The following is a 5,854-nucleotide window of genomic DNA, read 5'->3' as shown; positions in this document are numbered from 1 at the left end:
TCGCCACCGGCGACATGATCACCGGCCTGGATGCCGGCGCGGATGCGTACCTGATCCATCCGGTCGACCCCAACGTGCTGGTCGCCACCTTGCGTACGCTGTTGCGCGCGCGCAACGCCGAGGAGGCATTGCGGGTCAGCGAGGCACGCTTTCGCGAGATGTTCGAACACATCAGCGCGCCGATTGCCGTGGTCGATGCCAACCTGCAGACGCACGAACTCAACGCGGCCTTCCAGCGCCTGATCGGCAGCGCCACGCCGGGCGAGGCGATTCGTGCGGCCGGGCTGGATCAGGCGGCCACGGTGCAGGCGCTGACCACCGCACTGGCCCGGCGTGAGCGCTGGAGCGGCGCGGTGTCGCTCCTGCGCGAGGGCAAGCTGTGCGAGACCGAATGGCGGGTGTCGCCGTACCGCGAGCCGGACCTGGGCCTGCTGCTGGTGGAAGATGTCACCGAGCAACGCCTGCGCGAGCGCGAACAGCGCCAGGAGCTGGATACCGCCACCACCGAACTGGCGCACCAGATCGCCGAGCGCCAGCGCACCGAAATCCAGCTGCTGCAGGCGCAGAAGATGGAAGCGTTGGGCAAGCTCACCGGCGGCATCGCGCATGACTTCAACAACCTGCTGACCAGCATCATTTCCGGCCTGGACATGATCCAGCTGGCGGTGGAATCCAACCGCATCGAGCGGGTGCCGCGGCTGGCCGAGATCGCCACCGGATCGGCGCACCGCGCGGCGGCACTGACCCAGCGCATGCTGGCGTTTGCGCGCAAGCAATCGCTGGATGCGCAACCGTTCGACGTCAACCTGCGGGTGCGCTCGCTGGAAGACATGCTGCACCGTTCCATCGGCGAGAACATCGCCTTGGAGCTGGAGCTGGCCGACGCCTCGCTGGTGGCGATTGCCGACGCCAACCAGCTCGAGAACGTGGTGCTCAACCTGGTGATCAACGCCCGCGACGCACTGCAGGGGCACGGCACCATCCGTGTGCAGACGGCCGCCTATACCGCGCACCAGGACCCCGAGCTGGAGGACGGCGAATATGTGGCGGTGAACGTCATCGACAACGGCAGCGGCATCGCGCCGGCCATCCTCAGCCAGGTCTTCGAGCCGTTCTTCACCACCAAGCCGATCGGCGAAGGCACCGGGCTGGGCCTATCGATGACCTACGGGTTTGCGCGCCAGTCCGGTGGCACCGCGCGGATCAGCAGCGAGGTCGGGCAGGGCACCACGGTGGCGTTGCTGCTGCCGCGGGGGCTGTCGGCAGGCGAAGTGGCACCGGCGCCGGCGCCGAGCACGCCGCGCACGCGCAACGAGCGCATCCTGCTGGTGGACGACACCGATGTGGTGCGCATGATGGTGAGCGAGGTGCTCAGCGACGCCGGGTATCAGGTGATCGAAGCCGAAGATGCCATCGGTGCGTTGGAGCAACTGCGCAGCGATGTGCCGATCGACCTGGTGGTGTCCGATGTCGGTCTGCCGGGCATGAACGGGCGCGACATGGCCGATGTGGCGCGCACGTTGCGGCCCGCGTTACCGATCCTGTTCATCACCGGCTACGCCGAAAACGCAATCACCCGGCAGGAATTTCTGGCCGACGGCATGGCTCTGCTGCCCAAGCCCTTCAGCCTCAACGACCTGCTCAACACGGTCGGGCAGATGCTCGACAGCAGCGCGCAGGCGCGCACGTAGGGCGCAGCGGCGCGCGCCGCTGCGGTTGCCGCGACCTCACCCAATGGCGCCGCAGCGCGACGGCGCGCTTGTGCGGCTCGCATGGCGTTGTGTCTGCCGCGAGCTGCGCAGTGCCAGGCAACCGCGATGCGGCGATACGGCACGACCACGGCACCGGCGTCGTCGCGCACCAACGTGGCCACCAGAAAGTGACTCTCCTTGGCGACCACTGCCAGACCTGCCTTTTCGCGGGCTGCCAGTGTTTCAAGCCAGTTCCCCGATGCTCAGCCCTGGCGCGGCGCCAGCCCTGCCAGCATGACAGGTCGCGGCCGGGCGAGGCAGGAGGGTGCGAGGTGCTGCGCGCGGTGGAATGGCGTCCGCAACCGCACCGATCTGCGTCGGTGGACGTCTGCCACGCCGCTGCAACATTGCTGACATATCGTGCGCGCGGCGCCATGCTGCGCCTCCCTCCGGCATGCCCATGCCGAACGCACTCACTTCCGCGTCTCATCCCAAGGATCCTCCCGCATGTCGTTGTACTCGTCTGTCTCCCCGTCGCTGACGTCCGCCGCCCCGCACGCCGCTGCTCGCAGCACCGCTCCGCAGCGCACGCCGCTGGCGCGTGCCTGCGCCGGCCTGCTGCTGGCCTCGATGGCGGCCGCCGTATCGGCGCAGCAAGCGCCGAGCAGCCAGGGCGAGGGCAGCCCGACCGCGCTGGATGCCGTCACCGTCACCGCCGAGCACCGCGAGCAGAACCTGCAGGAGGTGCCGGTATCGGTGGGCGTGGTGCAGGGCGCGGCGATGCGCGAGTACACCGCCGGTGGCGACGACACGCTGCTGGCGCTGTCCGGCCGCGTGCCGGGCTTCTATGCCGAGACCACCACCGGGCGCATCTTCCCGCGCTTCTATATCCGCGGCCTGGGCAATATCGACTTCTACCTGGGCGCCTCACAGCCGGTGTCCATCATCCAGGACGACGTGGTGCTGGAGCACGTGGTGCTCAAGTCCAACCCGGTCTACGACGTGGACCAGGTCGAAGTGCTGCGCGGCCCGCAGGGCACTCTGTTCGGCCGCAATACCACCGCCGGCATCGTCAAGTTCGACACCGTCAAACCGGGCGATACCTATACCGGCCGTCTCGATGCCAGCTACGGCAGCTACAACACCGTGTCGCTGGACGGCGGTTTCGGTGGGCCGATCAACGACGTGCTGTCGTTCCGCGTGTCGGCCTTGTATCAGCACCGCGACGATTGGGTGGACAACACCTTTGCCGGCAGCAGCGCCGATGGCACGCGTACCCCGCGCAAGGACGCCATGGGCGGCTACAACGACCGCAACGTGCGCCTGCAGGTGCTGCTCAAGCCCAGCGATGCGTTCTCGCTGCTGGGCTCGGTGCACACGCGCGACTACGACGGCACCTCCACGCTGTTCCTGCGCAACGCGGTCACCCGCGGCAGCGACAAGGTCGATGTGCCGCGCGACCGCGTGGCCTACGATGAAGCGCACGACAACCCGCAGGCCTATCAAACCGACGGCGGCTCGATCAAGGCGGTCTACGATTTCGGTGGCGTGTCGCTGACCTCCATCACCGCCTACGAAACCACCTCCGGCTTCAGCCGTGGCGACACCGATGGCGGCGCGGCTTCCAATTTCCCGGTCAACGGCGTGCCGAACGGGTTCGGCCAGTCGATGGGGCAGATCCGCGACCTGGACCAGTACACCCATGAGTTGCGCCTGGCCAGCGAAGGCGACGCCGCGCTGCAATGGCAGATGGGCGCGTTCTATTTCGATGGCCGCGACACCACCGATTTCTATCAGCGTGCCTTCTTCCTGCAGACCGCCGCGCGCAACCCGAACAACTGGGTGCGCCTGCGCAACACCAATACCTCGTGGGCCGGCTTCGGCCAGCTCAGCTACAAGGCCACCGACGCGCTGACGCTCACCGCCGGCATCCGCCAGACCAAGGACACCAAGCAAACCCGCCTGCTCAAGACCGCCGACACCGCCGCCGGTGCGGTGACCTACCGTGGCCGTCGCGACGTGCGCATGTCCGACACCCAGCCCAGCTGGGACCTGAGCGCGATGTATGCAATCGACCCGCAGCTGAGCGTGTACGCACGCGTGGCACGCGGCTTCCGCGGCCCCACCATCCAGGGCCGCAGCGCAGTGTTCAATTCGGATTTCACCACCGCCGATTCGGAAACCATCCTGTCGTGGGAGGCCGGCATCAAGAGCAGCCTGTTCGACAATCGCCTGCGGTTGAATGTCAGCGGCTTCACCTACACCGTCGATGACATCCAGCTCAACGGCAACGACTCGGACGGCAATGGTGTGCTGTTCAATGCCGACAAGGCCAAGGCCTACGGTCTGGAAGCGGACCTGGACTGGCGCCCGATCTCCAACCTCTCGCTCACCGCCGGCCTGAGCCTGCTGCACAGCGAAATCAACGACAAGCGCGTGTTCGCGCAGGCCTGCGCGCTCAATGGCGTGGTGGTGTGCACGGTCGACGACCCCACCATCCGCGTGGGCGCCAACACCTTTGCGCAGATCGACGGCAACCCGCTGCCCAACGCGCCCAAGTACAACCTCAACCTGGCTGCGCGCTACGACATCCCCATGGGCAACGATGGCGCGTTCTTCGTGTCCACCGACTGGAACAAGCAGGGCGAGACCAGCTTCGTGCTGTACGACTCCACCGAGTTCCGCGCCGACGGCAACTTCGAAGGCGGCCTCAAGCTGGGTTACACCGGCGGCTACGGAGCGTGGGAAGTAGCGGCGTTTGCGCGCAACATCACCAACGAAAAGAACGTCAAGGGCGTGATCGAAAACTACATGGCGGCGGTGTACAACGAGCCGCGCATCGTGGGCGTGTCGGTTAACGTCAACTGGCAATGATGGGTTGACACCTTGACTGCAGTCACTGCGGTGGATGCGTCGCAGTGATAATTGCCGTGTGTCCACAGGCCAGCTGCGTGCATGCGCAGCTGGCCTTTCTGTTGCCTCACCGCTTGCTCAGGACCGACCGCACCCAGCTGACGATCTGCGCACTGCTCACTGCGCCGGAATGCCGGCCGATCTCATGCCCGCCCTGGATGGCCAGCAACGTGGGGATGCTGCGGATGCCAAAGCGCGTGCCCAGCGCCGGATGCAGGTCGGTGTCCACCTTGGCCAGCCGCACCTGTGGCTCCAGCGTGGCGGCGGCTGCGGCAAATTGCGGCGCCATGCTCAGGCACGGCCCGCACCACGGTGCCCAGAAATCCACCACCAGCGGCAGCGTGCTGCGTACCGCGTGCTTGTCGAAGTCGGCCGCCGATAAGGCGACGGGCGCGCGCTGGAACAGCGGCCGGTGGCAGCTGCCGCAGTTGGGCGCCTCGTGCAGGCGCGTGGCCGCCACGCGATTCACCGCTGCGCAGCTGGGGCAGGCGATCAGAAGCGGTGCGTCGGTCATGCAGTGATCTCCGATGGTCAGGCAGTCCAGCGGCGGCGCCCTCGCGGCGCGCGCAACGGCGCACCGCCAGTGTACCGATCACGGCGCAGACGCCTGTGTGCAACACCGCAGGCGAGCTGGCACTGCCGATGGCGGCATGCAGGAGGCATGCCGCCATCGCCCGGCATCGCTCAGGCCGGTTGGCCCAAGGCCACCACCGGCACGAAGCCGCCATAGATCATGCGCTTGCCATCGAACGGCATCGGGTTGACGGCCGGGTCCATGCGCGGGTCGTCCATCATCTTGCGCATGCCGGCATCGCGGGTGGCCTTGTCCGGCCATTCGATCCACGAGAACACCACGGTTTCGTCGTCGGTGGCATCGACCGCACGCTGGAAGTCGGTCCATTGCCCCTGCTGGACGTCGTCGCCCCAGCACTCCACCACGCGGAGTGCGCCATATTCCATGATGATTGCATCGCCCATGCGGGCGTGCGCGATAAATGCATCCTTGTTCGCTCTGGGGACTGCAAGGACAAAACCATCCACATACGACATGACCACCTCCGCTGACATGACGCACGGCGTGCGCCTGATGATGACGAGACAGATCCTGATGCTGGAACGGGGGGCGGCAGGAGTGGGGCGGCGTCATGACGCCGGTGCGCTTGCTGGCGAGCATACGGCGCATTGCGCTGCCGAGCACTGCTCGCGCTCGCATAAGACATGTGCCGTGTCGAGCTCGCCCAGCGGGCGAT

Annotated in this window: 5 protein-coding genes; 3 read left to right on the top strand and 2 right to left on the bottom strand. The window is 66.9% G+C overall.

All coding sequences use genetic code 11. From position 1 onward, the window contains the following. Together OZ10_RS19260 and OZ10_RS19255 are read left to right on the top strand one after the other, a co-directional pair. Positions 1-1,691: PAS domain-containing sensor histidine kinase (locus tag OZ10_RS19260; protein ID WP_039566640.1), on the top strand; the 1,691-nt coding region annotated here is incomplete at its 5' end. Between the two features lie 507 nt (positions 1,692-2,198). After that, positions 2,199-4,565, top strand: a complete 2,367-nt coding sequence (locus OZ10_RS19255; protein ID WP_039566639.1) for a TonB-dependent receptor — start codon at positions 2,199-2,201, stop codon at positions 4,563-4,565. A gap of 106 nt (positions 4,566-4,671) precedes the next feature. On the opposite strand, the gene trxC is transcribed toward OZ10_RS19255, so the two are convergent. Beyond that, a complete protein-coding gene (trxC, locus tag OZ10_RS19250; protein ID WP_039410113.1) occupies positions 4,672-5,118 on the bottom strand; it encodes a thioredoxin TrxC in 447 nt (148 codons plus the stop codon). Between the two features lie 170 nt (positions 5,119-5,288). Further along, positions 5,289-5,654 (bottom strand): DUF1428 domain-containing protein, encoded by a 366-nt coding sequence (locus OZ10_RS19245; RefSeq protein ID WP_039410146.1) that lies wholly within the window; start codon positions 5,652-5,654, stop codon positions 5,289-5,291. On the opposite strand from OZ10_RS19245, the gene OZ10_RS22960 reads away from it, so the two are divergent. After that, on the top strand, positions 5,653-5,854 hold a 202-nt coding region (locus tag OZ10_RS22960; protein WP_236727004.1), incomplete at its 3' end, for a hypothetical protein. The genes OZ10_RS19245 and OZ10_RS22960 overlap by 2 nt on opposite strands.

Origin of the sequence: Xanthomonas cannabis pv. cannabis (assembly GCF_000802365.1) — a bacterium.
Lineage (GTDB): Bacteria > Pseudomonadota > Gammaproteobacteria > Xanthomonadales > Xanthomonadaceae > Xanthomonas > Xanthomonas cannabis.
The sequence above is the reverse complement of the archived record's forward strand: the minus strand, read 5'-3'. Positions and strand labels throughout refer to the sequence as shown.

Bases quoted from the DNA above. Each gene is read 5' to 3' on its own strand.
- OZ10_RS19245 (WP_039410146.1), bottom strand. From the start codon at position 5,654: ATGTCGTATGTGGATGGTTTTGTCCTTGCAGTCCCCAGAGCGAACAAG.
- trxC (WP_039410113.1), bottom strand. From the start codon at position 5,118: ATGACCGACGCACCGCTTCTGATCGCCTGCCCCAGCTGCGCAGCGGTG.
- OZ10_RS19255 (WP_039566639.1), top strand. From the start codon at position 2,199: ATGTCGTTGTACTCGTCTGTCTCCCCGTCGCTGACGTCCGCCGCCCCG.